Below are 24152 nucleotides of genomic sequence, written 5' to 3' on the forward strand. Positions count from 1 at the left end.
GCCGCGTGGCGCGCCCGGGACGATGCGGGCCACCGGAGCCGGGGCGCGGCCCGGCCGTCGAACGGGGTCTCCTCGCAGGGCCGGTGGCAGCGGGTTGCCGGAGCGGGGCGGCGGCTGTGGGCGTACTGCGTATCGACGCGCACGGTGTTGGGGGCCTGGGGCCTGGGTGCCTCCCGGCCGGGAGGCGACGCGGCATCGAGCGCGGCGCGTCTCGCCCGCCCCCGCGCGGCCGGCCGCAGTCGGTCGCCGGGTGGGACGCCGACAGCGGCGGACAGGCAGCGTTGCTGCCGCCGAGGCCGGATGCCCGCGGCGGCGGCCGCGTGCCGTGTGCCTGCGACGCCCTCACGTCCGCCCGCACCGGACGGGCCTCAACGGCTCCCGGACAGCGTGCGCGCCAGGTAGGGGGCCGTCCGGCTCTCCTGCGACCGGGCGACGTCCCGTGGCGGGCCCGCCGCCACGATGCGGCCGCCCGCGTCACCGCCGCCGGGGCCGAGGTCGATCACCCAGTCCGCGCGCGCGACGACGGACATGTCGTGCTCGACGACGACCACGGTGTGCCCGGCGTCGACGAGGCCGTGCAGCTGGCGCATCAGGACGTCCACGTCGGCCGGGTGGAGGCCCGTCGTGGGTTCGTCGAGGAGGTAGAGCGTGTGGCCGCGCCGGCCGCGCTGCAGTTCGCTCGCCAGCTTGATGCGCTGGGCCTCGCCGCCGGAGAGCTCGGTCGCGGGCTGGCCGAGGCGGAGGTAGCCCAGGCCGACGTCGAGCAGGGAGGCCAGACTGCGGGCCACGGCCGGGATGTCAGCGAAGAACTCCGCCGCGCTCTCCACCGTCAGATCCAGCACCTGTGCGATGTTCCGCCCCCGGTACGTCACTTCCAGCGTCGAAAGGTTGTAGCGGGCCCCGCCGCAGTCCGGGCAGGGCGCGTACGTGCTGGGCAGGAACAGCAGCTCCACGCTGACGAACCCCTCGCCCTGGCAGGTCTCGCAGCGCCCGCCCGCCACGTTGAAGGAGAACCGCCCGACGCCGAAACCGCGTTCGCGGGCCCCGTCGGTGGCCGCGAACACCTTGCGTACGACGTCGAAGAGGCCCGTGTACGTGGCGAGGTTCGAGCGCGGCGTGCGGCCGATCGGCTTCTGGTCGACCGAGACCAGCCGGCCCACGCCGGCCGAGTCCTGCGTGATCTCGCCGATGAGCGTGGACTTGCCGGAGCCGGACACCCCGGTCACCGCGGTGAACACACCGAGCGGGAACTCCGCCGTCACGCCGCGCAGGTTGTGCCGGGTGACCGGGCCGGTCTTCAGCCACCCGGTCGCCCCGCGCACGTCCCGGGCCGGGGCGGGGGAGTGGCTGAAGAGGTAGCGGGCCGTCGCCGACTCCTCGACACCCGCCAGCTCGGCCACGGGGCCGCTGTGCAGCACGCGCCCGCCGTGTTCGCCCGCTGCCGGCCCCACGTCGACCAGCCAGTCGGCGCCCCGCATGACGTCGAGGTGGTGCTCCACCACGAACACCGAGTTCCCGGACGCCTTCAGCCGCTCCAGCACCGTGAGCAGCGCCTCGGTGTCCGCCGGGTGCAGTCCGGCCGACGGCTCGTCGAGGACGTAGACGACGCCGAACAGCCCGGAGCGCAGCTGGGTGGCGAGGCGCAGCCGTTGCAGCTCGCCCGGGGAGAGGCTGGGGGCGGGCCGGTCGAGGCTGAGGTAGCCGAGGCCCAGCTCGACGACCGGCGCGATCCGGGACCGCAGGTCGTCGGTGAGGACCCGGGCGGCCTCCGAGGTCCCGTCGAGACCGGCGGACAGCTCCGCCAGCGGCACTGCCGCCAGCTCGGCGATGGTCCGGCCGCCGAACGTCACCGCCAGGGCCTCGGGGCGCAGCCGGCTGCCGCCGCACGCCGGGCAGGGCGCACTGGTGAGGAACCGCTCGGCCTTCGCCCGCAGGGCCGGGCTCTTGGAGTCCGAGAACGTCTTCATCACGTACCGGTGGGCGCTCATGTACGTGCCCTGGTACGGCCGTTGGATGCGATCGGCGTCGCGTACGGGGTGCACCGTGACCACCGGCTGCCCGTCCGTGAACAGGATCCACTCCCGCTCGTCGGCCGGCAGCTCCCGCCACGGCCGGTCCACGTCGTATCCGAGCGCGTCGAGGATGTCCCGCAGGTTCTTGCCCTGCCAGGCGCCCGGCCACGCGGCGATCGCCCCGTCGCGGATCGACAGCGAGGGGTCGGGGACCAGCAGCTCCTCGCTCGTACGATGCACCCGTCCGAGCCCGTGGCACTCCGGGCACGCCCCCACCGCCGTGTTGGGCGAGAAGGCGTCGGAGTCGAGCCGCTCGGCGCCGGGCGGGTAGGTGCCGGCCCGGGAGAACAGCATCCGCAGGGAGTTGGAGAGGTTGGTGACCGTGCCGACGGAGGAGCGCGAGGTGGGGGCGGCGCGGCGCTGCTGGAGCGACACGGCCGGCGGCAGACCGGTGATCTCCCCGACCTTCGGCGCGCCGACCTGGTGGATCAGCCGCCGCGCGTACGGCGCGACCGACTCGAAGTAGCGCCGCTGCGCCTCCGCGTAGATCGTGCCGAACGCCAGCGAGGACTTCCCCGAGCCGGACACGCCGGTGAACACGGCCAGCACGTCCCGGGGGATGTCGACGTCGATGCCCCGGAGGTTGTGCTCGCGGGCTCCGCGCACGCGGACGAACGGGTCATGGGGGTCGCGGTCGTGCATGGGAAACGACTCTAACCGGAGGTGATCGCGGCCAGCCGCCGGTAGGAGTCCAGCAGGGCCTCACGGTCGTACGTGCTGGTCGTGACGAGTACCTCCTGCGCGCCCGTCTCCTTCAGCACCGTCTCCAGTTCGTGCGCGACCTGCTCCTCGGTGCCGGCGATGTGCCCGGTCAGGCCCGACTCGTAGAGGTCCCGCTCCTTGCCGGTCATCGTGAGGGCCTCCACGCGCTCGGCGGGCGGCAGCGGTGGGAAGGTGCCGCGGGTGCGGGAGTGTGCCATCGACCAGGCCTCGGGGATCAGCAGCCGCCGCGCCTCTTCGGGGGTGCCGGCCACGGCGATCGTGCCCGAGATGACGACATAGGGCTCAGGTGCCCAAAGGGAAGGGCGGAAATGTTCGCGGTAGTGGCCGATGCCGCGCAGCATCTTCTCCCGGTTCCTGAGGTCGCCGATGACCATGGGCAGACCCGCACGCGCGGCGATGCCGGCGCCTTCTCCCATGGCCAGGACGAACGGCGGCACGGTCAGGCCTTCGGCGGGGCGGGCGTGCACCCCGGTGGGGGAGGTGCCCCGGAACCAGCCGAGCAGCTCCGCGAGCTGGGCTTCGAAGTCCTCGGCGTCGCCCTTGTCGCGGCCCAGGGCCCTGCGCACCCCGTCCGTGAAGCCGACGGACCGGCCGAGGCCCATGTCGATCCGCCCGGGGAACAGTGACTCCAGCACCCCGAACTGCTCGGCCACGACCAGCGGCCGGTGGTTGGGCAGCATCACCCCGCCGGTACCGACCCGGATCGTCCGGGTGGCGCCCGCGACGGCGGCGGCCAGCACGGTCGGCGCGGAACCGGCCACCCCGGGCACGCCGTGGTGCTCGGAGACCCAGAGCCGGTGGTAGCCGAGCCGCTCCAGCTCCTGCGCCAGCCGCACGGTGTCGCGCAGCGCCTCGGGGTGAGTGTGCCCCTCGCGGGTGCGGGAGCGGTCGAGGACGGACAGGCGCACGGAATCCATACCAGGTTCTACGCCGGACGGGGCCGCCGGTATTCCACGGCCCCTCGGCGATCACCGCCAAAAAACCGGGTGACCGCGTCCCGGCACGTCAGCACAATGTGCCGGTATCCAGAAGCGAAAGGCGGCCGGCCGTGACCGTCCCCAACATCCTGCTCTCCGGCATCGTCGGATCGACCGCCTACGGTCTCGCCCGCCCGGGATCGGACATCGACCGCCTCGGCCTCTTCGCCGCACCCACCGAGGAACTGCACGGTCTGCACCGGCCGAGGGAGTCGCACGTCAGCACGGCGCCGGACCGCACCCTGCACGAGGCCGCCAAGTGGTGCCGGCTGGCCCTCGGCGGCAACCCGACCGCGATGGAGCTGGTGTGGCTCCCCGACGACCTGTACGAGGTGCGCACCCCGCTCGGCGACGAGCTCATCGGCATCCGTACGGAGTTCCTGAGCGCCAAGCGGGTCAGGGACGCCTATCTCGGCTACGCCACCCAGCAGTTCCGGCGGCTGGAGACGCGCGGCGACGGGGCGTTCTCCGCCGACACCCGGAAGCGCACCGCGAAGCACGCTCGGCATCTGAAACGGCTGTGTGCGCAGGGCCTGGAGCTGTACACCACCGGGCGGCTGACGATCCGCGTCGGGAACCCGGACGAGTACCACGCCTTCGGCGAGCGCGTCGCCGCCGACCCGTCGCAGGCCCTGCCCCTGCTCAGACACTACGAGGAGGCCTTCGGCGCGGGGCCCACGGCGCTGCCGGACGAGCCGGACGAGGCGCCGGTGGAGGCCTGGCTGCGCCGGGTCCGGGCGCACTGCTGGGCGGCGGGCGCGAGCTCAGCCGTCGGGGCGTAGCAGCCCCCGCTCGTAGGCCCTGACCAGGTTCTGCGGGACGAGGTGACGCACGCCGTCGACGGTGACGGGGACCAGGGTCGGCGTGGCCGCCTTCCACTGGGCGCGGCGGTGACGGGTGTTGCTGCGGGACATCTTCCGCTTCGGGACAGCCATGGACTCCTCCTCGGTGGGACGGGCACCGAGGACGCTACATGAAAATGGATCCCATTAACAATGCGCGTCCCCGGTGCCCGGCCGCCGCTGCCCCGGGATGCGGGTCAGTCGTCCGCGCCCACGAGCATCCGCACCTCGAACTCCTCATGTGCGGAGGCCTCTTCGGCCGGCCCCTTGTCCAGGACCGTGCCGAGCCAGCCCAGGAGGAAGCCCACCGGGATGGAGACGATGCCGGGGTTCTGGAGCGGGAACCAGGCGAAGTCGGCCTCGGGGTAGAACGAGCCCGGGGCCGAGGAGACGACCGGGGAGAAGGCGGCCAGCAGGACGGAGCAGAGCAGGCCGCCGTAGAGGCTGAGCAGGGCGCCCTTCGCGCTGAAGCGCCGCCAGAAGAGGGTGTAGATGATCGTCGGCAGGATCGCGGACGCCGCGATGGCGAAGGCCAGGAAGGCGAGCGTCGCGGTGTTCGCACCCCAGGCGACGAGGGCCAGCAGGATGCCGAGGACTCCGATGACCACCCCGGACAGCCGGGCCACGGTCAGTTCCTCCGTCTCACTCGCCCGGCCCTTGCGGATCACCTCGCTGTACAGGTCGTGCGCCAGAGAAGAAGCAGCGGCCAGGGTGAGACCGACCGCCACGGCCAGCAGCGTCAGGTACGCCAGGCAGGTCAGCAGCGCGGTGAGGACACTGCCGCCCAGCTCGTGGGCGAGCAGCAGGACGGAGGCGTTGCCGGTGCGGTCCGTGCTCTCGATGGTGTCCCGGCCGAGCAGCGCGGTGGCGCCGAGGCCCATGATGCCGGCCCCGAAGCAGACGGCGCCGACCAGGCCGACGGCCCACAGCACGGAGGAGCGCAGCACGCCGCTGTTGCGCGGGGTGAGCAGCCGCATCAGCACGTGCGGCAGGGCGGCGAGGCCGAGCACGATGGCCAGTTCGAGACTGAGGAAGTCCAGCTTGTTGCTGACGGTGCCGCCGTAGCGCAGGCCCGGTTCGAGGAAGCTCAGACCCGAACCGCTGCGTTCGGACGCCCTCTCCAGCAGCGCGTTGGGGTTCCAGTCGAAGTGGTGCAGCACCCAGCCCGCGGTGAAGAGCACGCCCACCACCAGCATCACAGCCTTGATGATCTGGATGACCGTCGCGCCGGGCATGCCGCCGAGGGAGGCGTACAGAATCACGAAGGCGCCGATCACGACCACGCACAGGGTGCGGGTGCTGCCGCTCGGCACACCGGTGAACTGCGTCAGCAGGGCCACACTGCCCACGAGTTGGGCCACCAGGTACAGCGTGGCGATGGCCAGGATGCAGACCGACAGCGCGACGCGTACCGGCCGCTGCTGCCGCGGCAGGCGCAGCGCCACCGTGTCGCCCAGCGTGAACCTGCCCGTGCGATGCAGGGGTTCGGCGATCAGCAGCAGCACCATCATCCAGGCGACGGTGGTGCCGCCGAGGTACATCAGCCCGTCGTACCCGGTCAGCGCGACCAGTCCGGTGCTGCCCAGCAGCGTGGCGGCGGACAGGTAGTCGCCGCACATGGCGAGGCCGTTGCGCAGCGGCGACATCGCGCGGTTGCCGAGGTAGAACTCGCTGATCTCGTCGCGCTGAGGAGCCGTCAGCAGCGCCGTGAACAGGGTGATCACAACCACGGTCAGGAACAGGACGAACGTCAGCTGCAGGCTGCTGTCGTCGATGGCGGCGGCGGTCACCACGTGCGGAACCCCCTCGTTCCGTGCCGGAGCGGCTGCCCTGCCCCCTGCGGAGGCACCGTCGTACGGGCACGGCGGCTCTCGGTCTCGTGCAGCCGGGACCTCAGTCCGCGGGCGAGCGGATCGACCCGGGTGCGCATGTGCCGGACATAGCACCAGGCGGTCACGCCCATGATGACGAACTGCCCGAGACCGAGGGTGAGTCCGACGGTGAGGCGGCCGAACAGCGGCTGGTTCATCACCGCGGGCACAAAACTCGACAGCACTACGTACAGCAGGAATCCACCGACGGACAGGACCGTCGCGCGGATGCCGAACCGGCGCTGCGCGCGACGCAGAGAGTGAAATTCGGGATGGTCGGATATATGAGACTGCGGAGTATGTTCGATGTGCGGAAGCGGGAATGTGGGAGTGTCATCCCGCCGCGGTGAATATTCGGGCACAGGCGCACCTTCTTCGCTGCATCGTGCCCCGCACTCGACCCCGTCGGGTCAGGGGACGCGTCCGGTTTTCGGGCAGGGGGAAGGGGTGCCGGACGCGCGGTGGGGGTGCGGGCTATATGGGGGGGCGTGAATCCGGAAAAACGCACTGCCCGGCTTCACGCAGACGGCCTCGGGGTTCTGTGTGGAGTTCCCCGACCAGCCCCGGCCGCGGTGGTGGCGAGGCTGAGAGCGGAGTATGTCAGTGCTGTCCTTGAGCCATCAACTGTGAGGGTGAATCGACCGGCGCACATGGCTTGTTCACGCGCGCTGTCTCAAATGCGCCCAGCGCAAGGACCCCTTACGCTGGGCGGCGTGAGCGACGACCGCAGCAAGGCCCCGCTGGCCGTGTTCGACCTGGACAACACCCTCGCCGACACCACGCACCGGCAGAGGTTCCTGGAACGCAGGCCGAAGGACTGGGACGGGTTCTTCTCGGCCGCGCCCCAGGACCCGCCGGTCCCGGAGGGCATCGCGCTGGTCCAGGAGAGTGCGCGGGAGTGCGAGATCGTCTACCTCACCGGGCGGCCCGAGCGCTGCCGGCGCGACACGCTGGACTGGCTCGCCGCCCAGGGACTGCCCGAAGGGCGCGTGCACATGCGGCGGGACGCCGATCGGCGCCCCGCCCGCTTCACCAAGCTGGAGATCCTGCGGCGGCTCGCCCGCACCCGCGAGATCCGCGTCCTCGTGGACGACGACGAACTGGTCTGCGCGGACGCCCGGCGCGCTGGGTTCACCGTCGTACGGGCGGACTGGGTGACCCGGTCCGCCGAGATGAAGGCGGCGCAGGAGCGCGAAGGGCGGACCTGAGCACTACTCCGACTCGTCGAGGCGGAAGCCCACCTTGAGCCCCACCTGCCAGTGTGCGATCTGCCCGTCCTCGAGCTGGCCACGCACCTGCGTCACCTCGAACCAGTCCAGGTTGCGCAGCGTCTGCGAGGCCCGGTCGATGCCGTTGCGGATGGCCTGGTCGACGCCGTCCGGTGAGGTGCCGACGATCTCCGTGACCCGGTACGTGTGGTTCGACATGCCGCTGCTCCTCTTCCCATGACGTTCCTGTGACGGGAGTGTCACGCGTCATTCCACCGTGCCCCAAGCGGCGGCGAAGCGCGAGACGTCGTCTCCCGCCGTCGCCGCCGCTGAGGGCCCGGCGCGTCAGCGCGCCACGCTCAGTGACAAGGCGAACCGGCCCGCGTCGTCCGTCCACCAGTGGGCCAGCTCCAGCCCCGCCGCGGACAGTTCGGTGCGCACGCCCTCCTGGCGGAACTTCGTCGACACCTCGGTCCGCATCTCCTCACCCGCCGCGAAGTCGACGGCGAGATCGAGCGCCGGCACCTTCACCGTCTGCGCCGTCCGGGAGCGCAGCCGCATCTCGATCCACTCGTGCCCGGCGTCCCACACCGCCACGTGGTCGAACGCGGCGGGCTCGAAGTCGGCGCCCAGCTCGCGGTTGATCACGGCCAGGACGTTCTTGTTGAACGCGGCCGTCACCCCGGCCCCGTCGTCGTACGCCCGGACCAGCGCCTCCTCGTCCTTGACCAGGTCCGTCCCCAGCAGCAGGGCGTCGCCCGGGGCGAGCAGGGCACGCACGGACGCCAGGAACGCGGCGCGCTCGGCGGGCAGCAGGTTGCCGATCGTGCCGCCGAGGAACGCCACCAGCCGGGGGCCCGGCGTGTCCGGCAGGGTCAGTTCCGCGGTGAAGTCGGCGATCAGCGCATGCACGTCCAGCCCGGGCCGCTCGGCGGCGAGCGCCTGCCCGGCCTGGCTGAGGGCGCTCTCACTGACATCGACCGGGACGTAGGTATGCAGCTCCGTGAGGGCGTCGATCAGGTGCCGGGTCTTCTCCGAGGAGCCGGAGCCGAGCTCGACCAGGGTCCGCGCCCGGGTCGCCGCGGCGATGTCACCGGCGCGCGCCTGGAGGATCTCCCGCTCCGCGCGCGTCGGGTAGTACTCCGGAAGTTCCGTGATCTTCTCGAACAGGTCGCTGCCGTGCGCGTCGTAGAACCACTTCGGCGGCAGGGTCTTGGGGCGGCCGGTCAGACCCCGGTGGACATCGGCGCGCAGCGCGGCGTCCGTGGCGTCCTCGGGCAGGGTGCGGGTGAGGTGGAACGGGCTCACGTACGGGGCTCCTTCGGCGAGGGGGAGGGCACGGAGGCGTCGGACGGCTCCTTCAGCGGCGTGAGCAGCACGTCGGTGCGGCTCGCCGCGAGCAGGGTGCGGTCGGGGACCTCCCGCCAGTGCGGATCGTCGTCGTAGGGCTCGGAGGCCACGACGGTGCCGCCGCCGGGCCGGGTGAGGTACCAGAGGGTGTCGCCCCAGGCGGTGGCGGTGATGGTGTCGCCGTTGGTGAGGAGGAGGTTGAGCCGGGAACCGGGGGCCGCGGCGGCGACCTCCAGGACCGTGTCGGCCATCGCCTGGCCCTCCTCGTCGCCGCTGCGCAGCCGCGCCAGCACCAGCGCCCAGACGAGCGCCGAGTCGTTGCGGGCCTCCAGGGACAGCAGGTCCTCGTGCGGGAGCGTCCGGGACACCGTGGCGAGTGAGCCGGGCCAGCCCCTGACCGCCCCGTTGTGGCTGAACAGCCAGGCCCCCGCGGCGAACGGCGCCGCCGCAGCCTCCGCGTCGGCACCCGACAGGGTCGCGTCCCGCACCGCGGCGAGCAGCGCGGTGGACTTCACGACCCGGGCGAGGTCGGCGAACGACAGGTCCGCCCAGACGGGCCCCGCCCTGCGGTAGCGGGCCGGCACCGGGTCGCCCTCCGCGTACCAGCCGACGCCGAAACCGTCGGCGTTGACCGTCCCGTACTGCTGGTGCCGGGGTGCCCACGACTGCCGGTACAGCCCGTGCGGGGGCTCCACGAGGAGCCGGCCCAGCGGTACCGCGGGCCCCACATACGCCACATGACGGCACATCAGGCGTCCTCCGAACGGGCCGTGCGGAAGCCGGCGAAGATCTGCCGCCGGATCGGGTAGTCCCAGTTGCGGAAGGTGCCCCGGCAGGCCACCGCGTCCACCGCGAACGAACCGCCGCGCAGCACCTTGTGGTCGGACCCGAAGAAGACCTCCGAGTACTCCCTGTACGGGAACGCCCTGAATCCGGGGTAGGGCAGGAAGTCGCTCGCCGTCCACTCCCACACGTCGCCGATCAACTGCCGTACGCCGAGCGGTGACTCACCGGCCGGGTAGCTCCCGGCGGGTGCCGGACGCAGGTGCCGCTGGCCGAGGTTGGCGTGCTCGGGTCCCGGGTCGGCGTCGCCCCACGGGTAGCGCATCGAGCGGTCGCCGGCCGGGTCGTGCCGGGCCGCCTTCTCCCACTCGGCCTCCGTGGGCAGCCTGCGTCCCGCCCAGCGGGCGTAGGCGTCGGCCTCGTACCAGCACACGTGCAGCACCGGCTCGTCCGGCGGGACGACCTCCGTGACTCCGAACCGGCGCCTGAGGAACTGCGTGCCGTCGCGCCGCCAGAACAGCGGGGCTTCGATGCCGTGCCTGCGGATGTGCGCCCAGCCCTCGGGCGCCCACCAGCGCGGGTCGTCGTAGCCGCCGTCCTCGATGAACGCCCGGTAGGCGCCGTTCGTCACCGGGGTGGTGTCGATGCGGAAGGGCGCCACCTCCCGCCGGTGCGCGGGGCGTTCGTTGTCCAGCGCCCACGGCTCACCGGAGGTGCCCATGGTGAACGGCCCGCCGGGGACGAGGACTTCGGCCGGACCGGTGAACAGCGGCACCGGCTCCGGGTCCGGGGCGGTCAGGGCCTGGGGGCCCGTGCGCAGCTGATGGGTGATCAGCATGGTCTCGTCGTGCTGCTGCTCGTGCTGCGCGATCATCCCGAAGGCGAAACCGGCCTCCGTCAGCCGCGTCCCGTGGAACGCGGCCCGCTCCAGCACGTCCAGGGCCCGGCCGCGTACGTCGGCCGCGTACGTCCTGGCCTCGGCCGGTGACAGCAGGGGCAGCTTCGGCCGCTCCGCACGCGGGTGTTCGAAGGCGTCGTAGAGGCCGTCTATCTCGGGGCGTATCGCCTCGTGCCCGGCGACGGCCCGCAGCAGCCACTGCTCCTCCTGGTTGCCGATGTGCGCGAGGTCCCAGACCAGCGGCGACATCAGCGGCGAGTGCTGCGCGGTCAGGTCGGGATCCTCCACGCAGCTCGTCAGCAGCGTCGTGCGGTCACGGGCCACGACCAATGAGGCGACCGCCCGCTCGCGGAGCACCTCGGGGTCGACGGCCTGGGCGTCGACGGCGGGCTCGGTGTCGGTCATGGGCGGAAGTCCTTCCCGTGGGCGCGACCGTCCGTGCCGCGCTGTCGGTCGAGCAGGTCGTCGGCGGGGCAGCGGCCCAGGACGACGTAGCGGTCCAGAAAGGCCGTGACGGCCTCGATGACCTCGGGGGCGGCGCCGAGCCGGGGCAGGGCGTCCAGTGCGGTCGTGAAGCACGTGACGGCCACCTCGCGCAGTTCCGCATCGACCAGTCCGCCGCGGGCCGCGTCGAGCCACAGCGGGTTGTGCGGCGCGGGCAGTCCCAGCGTCCGCTCGGCCAGCGGCTTCACGGCCCGGTAGGCGGTCTCGGTGGCCTCCGGGTCGTCGAACAGCGCCGCCGTCACGGCGAGCGGGACGATCCAGCCGTCGTCCCCGGGCTGCGCGTCGATCATGCGCAGTTCGAGGTGGCCGCGCGGCCTGACCGGCGGGAACAGCGTCGTGACGTGGTAGTCGAGATCCTCCCGGGTGGGCGGCCGGGGAGCGCCCGTGCGGATCCAGTCCCGGAAGGTGAGGCCCTCGGGGAGGTCCCAGGGCCCGCGGTCCCGGCGTACGCACATCACGGGGGAGTCCAGCACGTGCCGCGCCCAGGCGCCGCGCGGGTCGGTGTCCAGCCGTGGTCCGCCCGCCCGTCCGGCGCCGATCCGGGTCCACATCAGCTGCCGGGTGGACAGCCAGCCGGTCGGGCGGTGCCCGGCGAGCGGCGAGTTGGCGAACGCGGCCACGAGGACCGCGCCCAGATGGTGGGCCAGCCACCAGCGCCGCACCAGGCCGAGCGGCCCGGGCTCCTCGTGACCGGCGTCCAGGCACACCTGCACGGAGGCGGAGGTGCACATCATGGCGCGGCCGGCGGGGCCCGTGCGGTCCAGGCACGCCTCCATGGCGTCGTAGCGCGGTTGACGCAGGAACCTGCGGGGTTCGTGCCAGGGATCCTGGCCGAGGCCGACGAGGGCGAGGCCGTCGTCGCGCAGAACCGCGCGGACGGCGTCGAGGTCGGCGGAGACGGTACCGATGCATTCCGTCAGCGAGTCGGCGGGGGGCGAGCTCAGCTCCAGCTGGCCGCCGGGTTCCACGGTGAGCGCCGACCTCAGGGGCACGGTCCGCAGTGCGGCGTAGGCCGCTTCGAGGCGTTCGGGTGTGACGGGGAGCTGCGGTGCGCGCAACTCGTGGACGAGCCATTCCACCTCGACACCGAGGCGGCGTGGAGGGCCGGTCTTGAAGCAGATGCCGCGGACCAGAGCCTCGACCTCGGCTTCGGACATCGACGTGCGTGGCCGGGTACAGCCACGTACCGAATCGGACATGTCGGGATCCTCCTGAGATTCCACCATGCCACCGGTCCGGGCTCTTCGGCGGCCCGGGCCGGGATCACTCGTCCCACCCAAGACGCTCCTGTCGCTCGGCACAAGGGGGCGAACCGGGGCGTTCCCGGTCGGTCATACGGGCCGGTCCCGAGTTTCCAGTGACTTTCCCGGGAATTCTTCCGGTGGCGAAAACTCTGTTGCCCCGAAGATCCGGCATCACCCACCATGCCTGCGTGAGCACGACAAGAAGGGCCGCGCGGTGCGCGGTCACGGCGACTACGGGGGTGGCGCCGTGAGCGCGCGCCTGCGCGGTATCGCGCAGCAGACCGAGCAGATCGTCGCGGCCGGGTGCTACCGCGCGCCAAACGGGCGTGAGGTCTCGATCGCGGCGGAGCTGCGTGCGGCGCGCGAGGGCACGCGCCTGTACGGGCCGGAACCGGTGCCGGTGTCCGCCGATCGGGTGACCGGGACGCGGGAGACGCTGGTGGAGGTTACGGACGAGAGCAGCCTGGCGGCCGCCCGCAGGCTCGGCGGGCACGTGGCCGTGCTGAACTTCGCCTCGGCCAGAAATCCCGGCGGCGGCTATCTGAACGGCGCACAGGCCCAGGAAGAGGCCCTGTGCCGGGCCTCCGCGCTGTACACGTGCCTCCTTGAGGCCCGGGCCTTCTACGACCACCACCGGGCCCACCGCGACCCGTTCTACACGGACCGTGTCATCCACTCACCGGCCGTGCCCGTCTTCCGCGACGACCGGGGCGCCCTGCTGGCCGAGCCCTGGACCGCCGGCTTCCTGACCTCGCCCGCGCCCAACGCGGGCGTGGTGCTGCGCACGGCGCCCGAACGGGCCTCCGAACTGCCGCGGGCCCTCGCGGTCCGCGCCGGGCGCGTCCTGGAGACGGCCGCCGCCCACGGCTACCGCCGGCTCGTCCTCGGTGCCTGGGGCTGCGGGGTCTTCCGCAACGACCCCGCGCAGGTGGCTGAGGCGTTCCGGGCCCTGCTGGGGCCGGGCGGCCGGTTCGCCGGGGCCTTCGAGCACGTGACGTTCGGGATCCTGGACCGGACACCCAGCCGTGCGGTGCTGGGCGCCTTCCAGGAGACGTTCAGCACCAGCCGTAGCGTTCCTGCAGCCGGCGTCTGACCAGGTTGAACCGCATGCGGTCGAGGGCGCAGGCCTCCCGGCGCATGCCGGCCTCGTGCAGGCGCAGCACCCGGTCCACGTCGACCCACGAGTCCCGGCCCGTCCGGTCCCATGGTCCGCTGCCGATCGGCACCCACTCGCGGTCCCCGTCGTGCCGCTTGCTGGACAACCGCACCGCCAGGACGGTGCCGCCGGCCTCGCGGGCGACCACGAGCACCGGGCGGTCCTTGCCGCGGCCGTCGTTCTCCTCGTAGGGCACCCACGTCCAGACGATCTCCCCGGGGTCGGGATCGCCGTCGTGCGCTGGGGAGTACTCCGTCCGCACCCGGCCCACCTCGCGCGGGTCGGCCTGGACGGTGGCGGAGGGGCCGTGACGGCCGGGGACGTTCTCGTCGGCAAACGTGCTCACGCAGGCACCTTAGAGGCCGCCTCCGCGAGCACGCAGCCCGGGTCACTTGTCGTCCCACGGCGCTTTCCGGGTCCGCCCGTCAGGGCGAAGAGGTGAAGCCGCCCGGGTCACTTGTCGTCCATCGGCGCCTTCTGGACCTGACCGTTGAGGGCGGAGGCGTCCTGCGGCGCCCGACCGTTGGGGTCCATCGACACGAGCAGCTCGACGCGTCCGCCATGAGGACGGCGTACGGTCGCTCAGGCGGCGGCGGAACGTGCCGTGACCGGCGGCGACGGCCACTTCTCGGCCCAGCGCAGCTCCGCCTCCAGTTGGGCGGCCACCTGCACGAGCAGCGGCTCGCTGTGGGCCGGGCCCAGCAACTGCGCGCCGACCGGCAGGCCGTCCGGCGTGAAACCCGCGGGCACGTTGACGCCGGGCCAGCCCAGCACGTTCCACGGCCAGGCGTACGGGCAGGCCGCGATCATCGCCCGGTCGGTGGCGAACCCGCTGAGTTCGAGCAGGGCGCCGATCCGGGGCGGGGGAGCGGCGGTCGTCGGCGCGAGCACGACGTCGTAGGAGGTGAAGAAGGAGCCGATACGCCGGTGCAGCGCGGTCTCCGCACGCCGGGCCGCCCGCAGCGGGGCACCGCCGAGCAGCCGGCCCAGCCGGGCCGCGTCCCGGGTGCGCCGGTCCAGCAGCGCCGGGAAGGGCGCCTCGCCCACCCGCTCGGCGATCCCGGCCGTCGCACGCGGCACGAAGGTCAGCCCGATCTGCCCGTACGGCGGATCCGCTTCCTCGACGAAGTGCCCCAGCGCGGCGAGCCGTTCGGCCAGTTCGACCACACGGGTCCGCACCTCGGGCAGGAGCCGGGCGGGCACGGCCGTGAAGGGCGGCTTGAGGGAGAGCGCGATGCGCAGCCGGCCCGGATCGCGGCCGACGGCCCCGGACACGTCGAGGGCCGGGGGCCGGTGCGGGTCCTGCGCGTGGTTGCCGCTCGCCGCGTCCAGCAGCAGGGCCGCGTCGGCGACCGTACGGGCCAGGGTGCCGTTGACGGTGATGCCCTGGAAGGACTCCCCGCGCGGCCACGTCGAGACCCGGCCGCGCTGCGGCTTGATGCCGACCAGATGGGTCCAGGCGGCCGGGATCCGCACCGAGCCGGCGCCGTCCGAGCCGAGCGCGGCGGGCACCAGGCCGGCGGCGACCGCGGCGGCCGACCCGCCCGAGGAACCGCCGGGCGTGTGCTCCGTGCTCCACGGGTTGCGGGTCGCACCGAAGGCCGGCCCCTCGGTGAAGGGCCACTGCCCGAACTCGCAGGTGTTGGTCTTGCCGATGATCACGGCCCCGGCCGCGCGCAGCCGCCGCACCGCCTCGCCGTCCTCGGCGACCGGCGGGAACTCCCCGCAGCAGCCGAACGCGGTCGGCTCACCGGCCACGTCCATGTCGTCCTTCACGGCGACGGGGACGCCGAGCAGCGGCCTCCGTGCGCCCGGGGACGCCAGCTGCCGGTCCGCGGCGTCGGCCTCCGCGAGCGCGGCCTCGGCCCGGACGATCCGGAAGGCGTTGAGACTCCCCTGGGACGCCTCGATCCGCGCGAGCGTCCGCTCGACCAGCGCCCGCGACGTCACCTCCCCGGCGGCCAGCGCGCGGGCGGTCTCCACCAGGCCTTCGGAACGGTCGAGCACCATACGGACACCTCCGGAATCGGCTGTCTACCGAACGGTAACGTCCGGTGGCCGGTGGCGGAATGCCGACGACAGGAGTGTAAGTCCACCCACCGGCCACGGCTTCCTCACCGGGCGCATCAGCCCCTGTCCAAACCATTGACGGCCCTTCCTGTCGCCCTTACCTTCTGAGCCCCTACTGTCGATCGATTTTCCGAACCCTGTTCGGTATGTCGAATTCAGGTGCCCCCCGGGAGAGCCGTCCGTGACCTCACACCCCGCCACCCCGTCCCGCCGCACGCTGCTGCGCGCCCTGGCCGCCCTGCCCGCCTCGGCGGTCCTGCTCGGCGAGACACCCGGACTCCTCGGCACCGCCCTGGCCGCCGCACCCCCGAACGGCTCGGCCACCCGGTACACCATCGTGCCGTTCCTCAACAGCAACGACGGCACGGTCAACGTCTACCAGTCGGACGACGCCACCGACTTCCGGCTGCTGCGCTCCTCCGCGTATACCCCGCCCGCGAACCGGATCCGCGACGCCTCCGTCATCAGACACACCGACGGCTACTACTACGTCACCTACACCACCCACACCTGGCAGGACCCCAGCACGACCATCGGATTCGCCCGCAGCTCCGACCGCGTCAACTGGACGTTCCTGTACGACTACACCGTCCCGGTCTCGCGCCTCTCCCGCGCCTGGGCGCCCGAGTGGTTCGTCGACAGCGACGGCAGCGTGAGCATCATCGTGTCCTGCTCCACCACGAACGACGAGTGGATCTTCACGCCCTACCTGCTGCGGGCCACGAACTCGGCTCTGACCGCGTGGAGTTCACCCGTCGCCCTCTCCGGCATCGGCGCCAATCACATCGACACGTTCATCGTGAAGACCGGTTCGACGTACCACGCGTTCCCGAAGAACGAGACGACGAAGTACATCGAGTACGCCACCGCCTCGAACCTCACCGGCCCGTACACGATCCGCCGGACCGGTGACTGGGCGGGCTGGGGCAGCTACCGCGAAGGCCCCGCCCTGGTCCGGCTCGACAACGACGGCTGGCGCATCTTCTTCGACGGCTACGGCGACGGGAACTACTACTACAGCGACAGCTACGACACCTTCGCCACCTGGTCCGCCCCGGCCGCACTGCCCGCGATCTCCGGCACGGCACGGCACTTCACGGTCGTCAAGGAAACGGTCTCGGGTGGCCCGGCCCTGGCCCGGAACGTCACACGCTCCTTCCGCTCGGCCAACTACTCCACCCGCTACTGGCAGCAGCAGTCCTCACTGCTCAACCTGCCCGTGGTCAGCGCCTCCAGCACCACCGCCGCGAAGCAGGCCGCCACCTTCACGGTCGTCGCCGGCCTCGCCGACGGCAGCGGCTGCTCCTTCCGCGACGCCGCCGGGAACTACCTGCGCCACTGGGACTTCCGCGCCCGCTTCGACCCGAACGACGGCACGAGCACCTTCGCCAAGGACGCCACGTTCATCCTCCGGGCCGGGACGGCGTCGGGTTCCGTCCGCTTCGAGTCGTACAACTACCCGGGTCGCTACCTGCGGCACTACGCCTACCAGCTCCGCGTGGAGCGCTCCGACGGGACGGACCTGTTCCGGCAGGACAGTTCGTTCGTGCCGGTGACGCCCTGGGCCTGATCACGACCATTCTGCATAACGGGATGGTGCCTTGCACTGACGAACGGTTTCCGTACCTCCACAGTGCTGCGCAGGCCTTCGGATCCGTATCGGCCACCCGGTCTGGACGCACGGAAGCGAGCCGAAGCACAGTACTGATGAGGACGGGGTGACAGCGGGTGCGACGACGAGCCTTGCGCGCGACTTCATGCTGGCTGTGTACCTGGACGGACGCGGCCGTGTTCCGAGCCATCGCACCGGGTTGAACTTCGGTCTGAGCGGTGCGGTGCTGATGGAACCGGCTCTGGGCGGCTTCATCCGCATCGTTGACGGACATGCTGTCGCCGTCGACGGCGCTCAGCCGCGCGACCGCGTGCTCCGCGAGGTTCTCGTGCGGATTCGGGTCACGCACACCGGCGCCGAGCTGCGCGAAAAGAGCCATTCATTCGCCTCGCGCCACACGGCGCACCCAGAGGTTGCCACGGAGGCCGGATGGCAACGAGTCCGGGCGAACTTGTGCTTGGGGCCGTGGTCGTCATCCACGGCGGCAATCCCCGGCGCGGGCAGCCGGGCCTTGGCCGGTCCTGCCGCCCGCGCGGTGCCGGGCAGCGGGGACCGGCCGAGGAACGCGCTCCGCAAGCCGACCGGGGCTCAGAGGTCGAGCACGAGCCGGTCGCCCTGACAGCGGCCGACGCAGACCATCATCGTGCGCCCGGCAAGACGTTCCTCGTCGCTGAGCACGGAGTCCCGGTGCTCGGGTGTCCCGGCGAGGACACGCGTCTCGCAGGCGCCGCAGTACCCCTTCTCGCAGTCGTAGGACAGGCCGCTGACGGCATCGCGCAGGACCTCGATGAGACGGCGATCGGCAGGTACGGCGAGCGTGGTTCCCGCACGCGCGAGCTGGACCTCGAAGGGCCGGTTCTGAGCGGCGTCGAACACTGTCTCGAGGTTGTCGCCGCCGGCGAAGCGCTCCAGGTGCAGCCGGTCGGTGAGATCGAGGCGGGCGCACTCGCGCTCGACGGCCGCCAGCATCGGTCCCGGCCCGCACGCGTAGACGGCGGTGTCCGCGTCCAGTCCGCCCAGCAGCCGGGGGAGGTCCGGCAGCCCGGCCTCGTCCTGCGGGAGCAGGGTGAGCGCGTCACCGGCGACGGCGGCGAGCTCGTCGGCGAACGCCATCGTCGAGCGCGTGCGCCCGCCGTACACGACGGTGAAGGGAGTGCCGCGGCCGGAGGCCTCGCGGACCATGGCGAGGATCGGGGTGATGCCGATGCCGCCGGCGAGGAACAGATAGGACGGCGCCTCCATGAGCGGGAAGTGGTTGCGCGGCCCGCGAACCGAGAAGGTGACTCCGGGGCGGGCGAGTTGGTGGAGTTCGGCCGACCCGCCCCGGCCCTGTGCTTCGCGCAGGACGCCGATGCGCCACGTCGTGACATCGGCGGGGTCACCGCACAGCGAGTACTGGCGCAGCCTGCCGGAGGGCAGACGCAGCTCGATGTGCGCGCCGGGCCGCCACGCGGGGAGTTCCCCTCCGTCGGGCAGACAGAGGTCGACGGCCAGGACGCCCTCGGCCGCCGCGCGCATCGCGGTCACCCGCAGCGGCGTGGGCGTGGTCAGTGTGCGGACCCGGCCTGCCGCCGTGGTCGCCCGGGGGCCGGGGGTGAAGAGCGCCGGGACCGCGTCCCAGCCGGACTGGTTGCCGCGCGTGGGGTAGGGGACGAGCCCTTCTTCGATCACCCGGTAGTCGGGCAACCGGGTCAGGACCTGCGACATCATCGCGCGGAACATGGCCCGCGCGAGGTGTGCGCCGGCGCACCGGTGCGATCCGATCCCGAAGCTGAGATGCCGGCCGGCGTCGCGGTCCAGCCGCACCTGCTCGGGATCGGGGAACACGGCGGGGTCGTGGTTCGCGGCGACCCACGGGATCAGCACCCGGTCGCCCGAGCGCATCGGGCAACCGCCGACCTCCACGTCCCGGGTGACGGTGCGCGCCATCGACTGCGACGGGGCGAACGCGCGGAGGAACTCCTCGGTCGCGGTGTCCAGCAGATCGGGGGAGTCGATCAGCCTCTGGCGCTGCTCGGGATGGCGGGCCAGGTGCACGAGCGTCGATCCGGTCAGCGACGTGGTGGTGTCGACGCCGCCCGCGATGAGCAGGCCGATCACCGATACCAGTTCGTCCTCGCCGAACTCGCCGCCGTCGGCGCGCCGGCCGCCCACCAGCGTGCTGACCGCGTCTGCCCGCGGTGCCGAGCGGCGCTCGGCGATCAGCTCGCGGATACGCCGGTCCATGTAGGCGAGTCCGGCGGCCCCGCGCACGGCGCGGTCACTGCCGGCCGGTGCGGCGAAGATGTCGTGGATCGGGCCGGCCAGCTTCGCCCAGTCCTCCTCGGGGAAACCGAGCCAGTCCAGGGTGACCGCGGCCGGCAGCGGGTTGGTGAGGTCGCGGACGAAGTCGCAGGAGCCGAGCTCGACGAAGTCGTCCACGACGCGGGCGGCGTGGCGCTCGATCATGGGGACCAGCTGCTCGACCGCCTCGGGGGTCAGCAGTGGGTTGATCAGTTGCCGGTACTCGGTCGAACGCGGCGGGTCGAGCTCGATCGGATACTGCTCCAGCCCTGGTCCTTTGGGGATGACGATCCCGACGCCCTGCCCGCCGTGGTCGCTGCGGGCCGAGGAGAACGTCGCGTCGTCGCGGGCGACGCGGGCCACGTCGGCGTACCGCGTCGTGTAGTGGAAGCCGCCATGGGCGTCGGAGCGGCCCACCGGGCAGGTCTCGCGAAAGCGCGCGTAGTAGGCGACCGGATCGGCGTTGGCCTCGTCGGAGTGGTGGTCGAAGTCGATGTCGGCGGACATGGTTGGCACGCTCCACGTGCTCGGACCTGTGCGCGGTGTTGTCCGGCCGCGCCACCGGATGTCTGCTGCCTCATCGGGCGTCGGTCACCCTAAGGCGCCGATGACTCGTGTGACAACGTTTCGTGGACGGCCTTCAGAAGGTCAGCACTGCTTTCCCGACCGAGCCGGACCTGACGGCCGCGACGGCGTCGTTGATCTGCTCGAACGGGAAGTAGCTGATCATCTTCTCGACCGGGAACCGGCCTCGTGCGTTGAGTTCGAGCAGCCGCGGCAGGAACAGCTGCGGCAGGCTGGACCCGGCGATGATGCCGGTGACGGTGCGCCCGTTGAGGATGCTGCGCCACTCGAAGCTCATCGACTCGCTGGGGCCGATGCCGATGACACCGGCGCGACCGAGCGGCCCGAGAGCCTCCACCGCGGTGCGCAGGACGTCCTCGCGCCCGGTGGTGTCGACCACGAAGTCAAACCCCTGGGGGACGAGGGCGGCCAGTTGCCCGGCGACCGCCCCGGCCGAGGAGTCGACGGCGTGCGTGGCTCCGAAACCGCGGGCGGCTTCCAGCTTGGCCGGGTTCACGTCGACGGCCACCACGACCTCGCAGCCGCTCAGCGAGGCGGCGATGATCGCGGCCACACCGACCGCTCCTGCCCCGAAGACCGCGATGGACGAGCCGGGGCGCGGCTGGAGCACGTTGAGCACGCCGCCGGCCCCGGTCTGGAAGCCACAGCCGAAGGGCCCGGCCCGCAGCAGGTCCAACGACGGGTCGATCTTCACGACGGCCCGCTCCGGTGCGACGACGTGACTGGCGAACGACGACTGGCCGAGGAAGTGGGCGTTGACCTCCCGCCCCTCATGGGTCACCGCGGTGGAGCCGTCGGGCCGGCGGCCGGAGAAGTTCACCGCGTCGAAGCTGCGGCAGTAGGCGGGCGAGCCGGTACGGCACAACGCACACGTGCCGCAGGACGCGAAGGACATGGCGACGGCGTCGCCCGGGCGCACGGAGGTGACGTGCGCGCCCACCTTCTCGACGATGCCCGACCCCTCGTGTCCGAGCAGCGCGGGCGTGGGGAAGAAGCCTGCGAACTCGAGGTCGGTACCGCAGATGCCGACGCCGGCGACACGGACGAGCACCTCGTCCGGGCGGGGTTCGTCAAGGTCCACCTCGGTCAGGACGAATGGCTCTCCGGGTTGTTCCAGCAGAGCGGCGGTGGCGCGCACAGGACCTCCTCAGTGACTCGCATTGCGAGACCGCATCTTGACATGCGCGATATGGGGGGTCAAGGTTCGCTGTATGGCGTCAGTTGACTTCCCTCCTTATCAGCATTTCGTCGACGGCAAGTGGGTCGCGGCCCGCGACGGCGGCACACTCGACATCGTCGACCCGGCCACGCGACAGGTGATCACCAAGGTGGCCCGGGCGGGCGCGGCCGATGTCGACGACGCGGTGGCAGCGGCCCGCCGCGCCTTCCCCGCCTGGGCGGCGACCAACCCGAGCGAGCGCGGGGCGCTGATCCGGCGCTGGGCCGACCTGATCATCGCCGAGGTCGAGGCACTCGCGGCCGTCGAGGCCCAGGACGTGGGCAAACCACTGTCCGGCGGCCGGACGAACATCTATATCGCCCACGGCATCATCGACTACTTCGCCGGCGCGGCCGACAAGCTCACCGGAGTCACGCTGCCGACCCGCAGCCCCGACTACCTGGGCTACACGGTTCCCGAGCCGTACGGCGTGTGCGCCGTCGTCATCCCGTGGAACGTCCCTGCCGTGCTCACCGCCGCGAACGTCGCGCCGGCGCTCGCCGCGGGCAACACCGTCGTCCTCAAGCCGTCCGAGATCGCGCCGCTGGCCCCGTTCGCGCTCGTCGAACTGGCCCGCCGCGCCGGCTTCCCGCCGGGCGTGATCAACGTCGTGGCGGGCCTCGGCCCGGAGGCGGGCGTGGCGCTCACCTCGCACCCGGATGTCGACCACATCAGCTTCGTCGGCTCCACCGGCACCGGGCGGGCGATCATGTCGGCCGCCGCGCAGAACCTCGTCCCGGTGAAGCTGGAACTCGGCGGCAAGTCGCCGAACGTGCTCTTCGCCGACGCCGACCTCGACACGGCGATCCCGGCGATCGTCGCCTCGATCACCGAGAACGCGGGGCAGAACTGCTACGCCGGATCCCGGCTGCTCGTTCAGGCCTCCGTGCACGACGAGGTCGTGGAGCGGGTGGCCGCAGCCATGGCAGCGATCAGGACCGGGCCCTGGGAAGCCGACCTGGAGATGGGGCCACTGGTCAGCGCCGCGCAGTTCGCGCGCGTCAGCGGCTTCCTCAAGGACGCACGTCGCGAGGGCGCGCGGCTGGTCACCGGTGGAGCGCCCGTCGGCGACGGGTGGTTCGTCCGGCCGACCGTCTACGACCGGGTGGACGCGGACATGCGCGTCGCCCGCGAGGAGATTTTCGGCCCGGTCCTGGCCGTACAGTCCTTCCGCGACACCGCCGAGGCGACCGAGCAGATGAACGCCACCGACTTCGGACTGCTGGCCTGCATCTGGACCAACGACGTCTCCCGGGCCCTGCGGCTGGCGAAGGACGCACGCTCCGGGCAGGTGGCGGTCAACCAGTTCCACGACGCCGGAGTGATCGGCTTCCCCTTCAACATGCAGAAGGACAGCGGCTTCAGCCGAGGCGGCGGGTACACGGCGCTGCGCGAGTACACCCAGGAAAAGGGCGTAGCCATCCGCCTGCTGGCCCGCTGAGGCCGACACCATGGAAACCATCACCGGGGCACGCTCGGAACCGGCCCGGGACGGAACGGGGCCGGACGCCTCGGCTGCCGCACTGGAGCGAGAACTGACCGAGGCCGTTCTCGCCGGCGCCGGGTGCTCGGACGTGCTCCATGCGCTTCGCCGGGCGACCGGCCGGCAGGTGCGCCTGCTCTCCGTCGCGGGTGCGCCGCTGGCGAGCACCGACGGCGGCGCCGGAGTGCCGGCCGCGGTGGCGGCCGGAGTGCTCGCCGACGCGACCGGACCGGTGGTCGACACGCTGGACGGGCTGCGCGCCACGGCGCTACCCGTGCGTGCGGGGGCGACGGTGGCCGGCGTGCTCCTGACCGTCGGCCCCGGTGACCCGCGCGTGCGGTCGCTGACCGGCGCCGCCGTCACCCCGCTGCTCATCGATGCCGTCCGCGCGAGGGACGGCTCTGCCCAGGTCTCGTCGCAGCACACACCGGCCGACGTCGTCGCCGCGCTGCGGTCCGGGACGGTGAGCCCCTCGGTGTGCGCGGCGGCCGCGGGGCTCGGGATCGATCTTCAGTCACCACCGGCCGGTGCCGTACTGCACTACAGCGGCTCCCGCCTGCGAGCCTGGCGCACCGCCCTGAGCTGGCTCGAGCACCCGGTGCAGCAGGAGGGGCGCACGGCGTGGACGGTGGTGCCGGACGAGTTCGCGCTCGCCCGCCTGCGGAACCGGCTGCGTCTGATGACCGGCGGCGACGACCCGGCCGACCACGTCGTGGCGGCGAGCGGCTCCCACCCCGGCTCATCCCCTGGCCTGGCCCGGTCCTTCGATGAGGCCGAGCGGCTGCTCGGCCTGGCCCGGACCCGGATGGTCCCGCTGCTCACCTTCGACCGCTGCGGGGTCGTCCAGGTGCTGCTGCCCCTCCCGCGCGCGCAGCTCGAGGCGTTCGCCGAGGCGCACCTCGGACCCATCTGCCAGCGTCCGGAGCTGATGGCGACCCTGCGGGCCTGGCTGGCCGAGAGGGGCAGTCGGCAGAGCGTCTCCCGACAGCTCCATCTGCATCGCAACTCGGTGGGCTACCGGGTACGTCAGATCAAGAACCTCCTGGGCACGGACCCCTTGCTTCCCACCGCCTCGGCGGAACTCCACCTGGCCCTCGCCGCCCTGGACCTGCTAGCCGCCGACGACCTGCGGCTGCGCGGCGACGACGAACCGGTTCCGGCCGGGCGTTGAGCCCGTACACGCTGCGCCCCCGCGGGGTGCGGCGACGAGCCCTTGCGCACGCGCCTTATGGCCTGTCGCGGTACCCGCGCCCACCTGCCGCGGCGTGGTCC

The 24152-nt window shown here is 72.3% G+C and carries 21 protein-coding genes; 7 read left to right on the forward strand and 14 right to left on the reverse strand.

Going from position 1 to position 24152, the window contains the following annotated elements:
* Positions 1-368: 368 nt before the first annotated feature.
* Both A4E84_RS35820 and A4E84_RS35825 read right to left on the reverse strand, forming a co-directional pair.
* Positions 369-2714 (reverse strand): ATP-binding cassette domain-containing protein, encoded by a 2346-nt coding sequence (locus A4E84_RS35820; protein WP_062930536.1) that lies wholly within the window; start codon positions 2712-2714, stop codon positions 369-371.
* 11 nt (positions 2715-2725) lie between these two features.
* Complete coding sequence (locus A4E84_RS35825; RefSeq protein WP_062930537.1) at positions 2726-3712, reverse strand: LLM class flavin-dependent oxidoreductase; 987 nt, start codon at positions 3710-3712, stop codon at positions 2726-2728.
* A 131-nt stretch (positions 3713-3843) separates the two neighbouring features.
* On the opposite strand from A4E84_RS35825, the gene A4E84_RS35830 reads away from it, so the two are divergent.
* Positions 3844-4554 (forward strand): nucleotidyltransferase domain-containing protein, encoded by a 711-nt coding sequence (locus A4E84_RS35830; protein WP_062930538.1) that lies wholly within the window; start codon positions 3844-3846, stop codon positions 4552-4554.
* Here the strand turns inward: A4E84_RS35830 and rpmF are convergent.
* The 3 genes from rpmF to A4E84_RS35845 all read right to left on the reverse strand — a co-directional run bounded on the left by rpmF (position 4537) and on the right by A4E84_RS35845 (position 6847).
* The gene (gene rpmF, locus A4E84_RS35835; RefSeq protein ID WP_031108795.1) at positions 4537-4707 is read right to left on the reverse strand and encodes a 50S ribosomal protein L32; all 171 of its coding nucleotides are present in this window, start codon (positions 4705-4707) and stop codon (positions 4537-4539) included. The genes A4E84_RS35830 and rpmF overlap by 18 nt on opposite strands.
* Positions 4708-4811: 104 nt before the next feature.
* On the reverse strand, positions 4812-6407 hold the full coding sequence (locus A4E84_RS35840) for a sodium/solute symporter (RefSeq protein WP_062930539.1): 1596 nt from the start codon (positions 6405-6407) through the stop codon (positions 4812-4814).
* Positions 6401-6847, reverse strand: coding sequence for a DUF485 domain-containing protein (locus tag A4E84_RS35845; protein ID WP_062930540.1), 447 nt, complete (start codon positions 6845-6847; stop codon positions 6401-6403). Before A4E84_RS35845 ends, A4E84_RS35840 begins: the two co-directional genes overlap by 7 nt.
* Before the next feature lie 315 nt (positions 6848-7162).
* On the opposite strand from A4E84_RS35845, the gene A4E84_RS35850 reads away from it, so the two are divergent.
* Positions 7163-7693, forward strand: coding sequence for a phosphatase domain-containing protein (locus A4E84_RS35850; RefSeq protein ID WP_062930541.1), 531 nt, complete (start codon positions 7163-7165; stop codon positions 7691-7693).
* Between the two features lie 3 nt (positions 7694-7696).
* On the opposite strand, the gene A4E84_RS35855 is transcribed toward A4E84_RS35850, so the two are convergent.
* From A4E84_RS35855 to egtA, 5 genes are all read right to left on the reverse strand, one after another.
* Entirely contained in the window at positions 7697-7912 is a 216-nt protein-coding gene (locus A4E84_RS35855; protein ID WP_033307910.1) for a dodecin, read from the reverse strand.
* A 126-nt stretch (positions 7913-8038) separates the two neighbouring features.
* Positions 8039-9001: an L-histidine N(alpha)-methyltransferase gene (gene egtD, locus A4E84_RS35860; protein ID WP_062930542.1), complete on the reverse strand. Its 963-nt coding sequence runs from the start codon at positions 8999-9001 to the stop codon at positions 8039-8041.
* Positions 8998-9792, reverse strand: coding sequence for an ergothioneine biosynthesis protein EgtC (gene egtC, locus A4E84_RS35865; protein ID WP_062930543.1), 795 nt, complete (start codon positions 9790-9792; stop codon positions 8998-9000). Before egtC ends, egtD begins: the two co-directional genes overlap by 4 nt.
* Entirely contained in the window at positions 9792-11129 is a 1338-nt protein-coding gene (egtB, locus tag A4E84_RS35870; protein WP_062930544.1) for an ergothioneine biosynthesis protein EgtB, read from the reverse strand. The genes egtC and egtB overlap by 1 nt, the downstream gene beginning before the upstream one ends.
* Positions 11126-12427, reverse strand: coding sequence for an ergothioneine biosynthesis glutamate--cysteine ligase EgtA (gene egtA, locus A4E84_RS35875; protein WP_062930545.1), 1302 nt, complete (start codon positions 12425-12427; stop codon positions 11126-11128). Before egtA ends, egtB begins: the two co-directional genes overlap by 4 nt.
* A gap of 292 nt (positions 12428-12719) precedes the next feature.
* On the opposite strand from egtA, the gene A4E84_RS35880 reads away from it, so the two are divergent.
* The gene (locus tag A4E84_RS35880) at positions 12720-13565 is read left to right on the forward strand and encodes a TIGR02452 family protein (RefSeq protein ID WP_062931748.1); all 846 of its coding nucleotides are present in this window, start codon (positions 12720-12722) and stop codon (positions 13563-13565) included.
* Here the strand turns inward: A4E84_RS35880 and A4E84_RS35885 are convergent.
* Both A4E84_RS35885 and A4E84_RS35890 read right to left on the reverse strand, forming a co-directional pair.
* Positions 13528-13974 (reverse strand): type II toxin-antitoxin system PemK/MazF family toxin, encoded by a 447-nt coding sequence (locus A4E84_RS35885; RefSeq protein ID WP_062930546.1) that lies wholly within the window; start codon positions 13972-13974, stop codon positions 13528-13530. The two genes, A4E84_RS35880 and A4E84_RS35885, sit on opposite strands and share 38 nt — an antisense overlap.
* 236 nt (positions 13975-14210) lie before the next feature.
* Entirely contained in the window at positions 14211-15638 is a 1428-nt protein-coding gene (locus A4E84_RS35890) for an amidase (protein WP_062930547.1), read from the reverse strand.
* A 241-nt stretch (positions 15639-15879) separates the two neighbouring features.
* On the opposite strand from A4E84_RS35890, the gene A4E84_RS35895 reads away from it, so the two are divergent.
* Both A4E84_RS35895 and A4E84_RS45910 read left to right on the forward strand, forming a co-directional pair.
* Positions 15880-17268 (forward strand): glycoside hydrolase family 43 protein, encoded by a 1389-nt coding sequence (locus A4E84_RS35895; protein WP_062930548.1) that lies wholly within the window; start codon positions 15880-15882, stop codon positions 17266-17268.
* A gap of 148 nt (positions 17269-17416) precedes the next feature.
* Complete coding sequence (locus tag A4E84_RS45910) at positions 17417-17929, forward strand: GPP34 family phosphoprotein (protein WP_062930549.1); 513 nt, start codon at positions 17417-17419, stop codon at positions 17927-17929.
* Here A4E84_RS45910 and A4E84_RS35905 read toward each other — a convergent pair.
* Positions 17899-20100: a cytochrome P450/oxidoreductase gene (locus A4E84_RS35905; RefSeq protein ID WP_062930550.1), complete on the reverse strand. Its 2202-nt coding sequence runs from the start codon at positions 20098-20100 to the stop codon at positions 17899-17901. The two genes, A4E84_RS45910 and A4E84_RS35905, sit on opposite strands and share 31 nt — an antisense overlap.
* A 133-nt stretch (positions 20101-20233) precedes the next feature.
* Entirely contained in the window at positions 20234-21316 is a 1083-nt protein-coding gene (locus A4E84_RS35910) for an NAD(P)-dependent alcohol dehydrogenase (protein WP_062930551.1), read from the reverse strand.
* 73 nt (positions 21317-21389) lie between these two features.
* On the opposite strand from A4E84_RS35910, the gene A4E84_RS35915 reads away from it, so the two are divergent.
* Complete coding sequence (locus tag A4E84_RS35915; RefSeq protein ID WP_062930552.1) at positions 21390-22838, forward strand: aldehyde dehydrogenase family protein; 1449 nt, start codon at positions 21390-21392, stop codon at positions 22836-22838.
* Between the two features lie 10 nt (positions 22839-22848).
* Positions 22849-24051 (forward strand): PucR family transcriptional regulator, encoded by a 1203-nt coding sequence (locus tag A4E84_RS35920; RefSeq protein ID WP_062930553.1) that lies wholly within the window; start codon positions 22849-22851, stop codon positions 24049-24051.
* The last annotated feature ends 101 nt before the right edge of the window (positions 24052-24152 follow it).

It is taken from the genome of Streptomyces qaidamensis (assembly GCF_001611795.1).
Lineage (GTDB): Bacteria > Actinomycetota > Actinomycetes > Streptomycetales > Streptomycetaceae > Streptomyces > Streptomyces qaidamensis.

Excerpts from the sequence above, each read along its gene's own strand:
- rpmF (WP_031108795.1), bottom strand. The coding sequence starts at position 4,707 with ATGGCTGTCCCGAAGCGGAAGATGTCCCGCAGCAACACCCGTCACCGC.
- A4E84_RS35825 (WP_062930537.1), bottom strand. The coding sequence starts at position 3,712 with ATGGATTCCGTGCGCCTGTCCGTCCTCGACCGCTCCCGCACCCGCGAG.
- A4E84_RS35850 (WP_062930541.1), top strand. The coding sequence starts at position 7,163 with ATGCGCCCAGCGCAAGGACCCCTTACGCTGGGCGGCGTGAGCGACGAC.
- A4E84_RS35920 (WP_062930553.1), top strand. The coding sequence starts at position 22,849 with ATGGAAACCATCACCGGGGCACGCTCGGAACCGGCCCGGGACGGAACG.
- egtC (WP_062930543.1), bottom strand. The coding sequence starts at position 9,792 with ATGTGCCGTCATGTGGCGTATGTGGGGCCCGCGGTACCGCTGGGCCGG.
- A4E84_RS35855 (WP_033307910.1), bottom strand. The coding sequence starts at position 7,912 with ATGTCGAACCACACGTACCGGGTCACGGAGATCGTCGGCACCTCACCG.
- egtA (WP_062930545.1), bottom strand. The coding sequence starts at position 12,427 with ATGTCCGATTCGGTACGTGGCTGTACCCGGCCACGCACGTCGATGTCC.
- egtB (WP_062930544.1), bottom strand. The coding sequence starts at position 11,129 with ATGACCGACACCGAGCCCGCCGTCGACGCCCAGGCCGTCGACCCCGAG.
- A4E84_RS35820 (WP_062930536.1), bottom strand. The coding sequence starts at position 2,714 with ATGCACGACCGCGACCCCCATGACCCGTTCGTCCGCGTGCGCGGAGCC.
- A4E84_RS35915 (WP_062930552.1), top strand. The coding sequence starts at position 21,390 with ATGGCGTCAGTTGACTTCCCTCCTTATCAGCATTTCGTCGACGGCAAG.
- A4E84_RS35905 (WP_062930550.1), bottom strand. The coding sequence starts at position 20,100 with ATGTCCGCCGACATCGACTTCGACCACCACTCCGACGAGGCCAACGCC.
- A4E84_RS35890 (WP_062930547.1), bottom strand. The coding sequence starts at position 15,638 with ATGGTGCTCGACCGTTCCGAAGGCCTGGTGGAGACCGCCCGCGCGCTG.